Annotated in this window: 1 pseudogene; it reads right to left on the reverse strand. The window is 66.1% G+C overall.

Going from position 1 to position 295, the window contains the following annotated elements:
- Positions 1-162, reverse strand: a pseudogene (locus AB4Y34_RS42260) (type II secretion system protein GspL); the annotation flags it as partial.
- Between the last annotated feature and the right edge of the window lie 133 nt (positions 163-295).

Here is a 295-nt window from a genome sequence, read left to right on the forward strand (position 1 = left end):
CACCGTCGTGTTCGCGCGCGGCAGCAGCGCGAGCGCCGTGCGGCCGGCGCGCTGCGTGCGCCCGGCCTTGTCGAGCAGCACGAACGGCAGCTCGGGCAGTTGCCACTCCTGCGAGGGCACCGCCGGACCACGCGGCGGCAATAGGACGATCAGCGTGCTCAAAGGCCACTCTCTCTGTGGATTGCGTTATTCATAGTTGGTCTTGTACCCGCACGATACGCGTAGTGTGAGTCAGCGGATCGCGATAGACGAGTGTCGTGCGATCCACTTCGGCGCGCTCGTGCTGCACACTGCC

The sequence above is a fragment of the Paraburkholderia sp. BR10954 genome, from assembly GCF_040965775.1.
In the GTDB taxonomy this organism is placed as follows: domain Bacteria; phylum Pseudomonadota; class Gammaproteobacteria; order Burkholderiales; family Burkholderiaceae; genus Paraburkholderia; species Paraburkholderia youngii.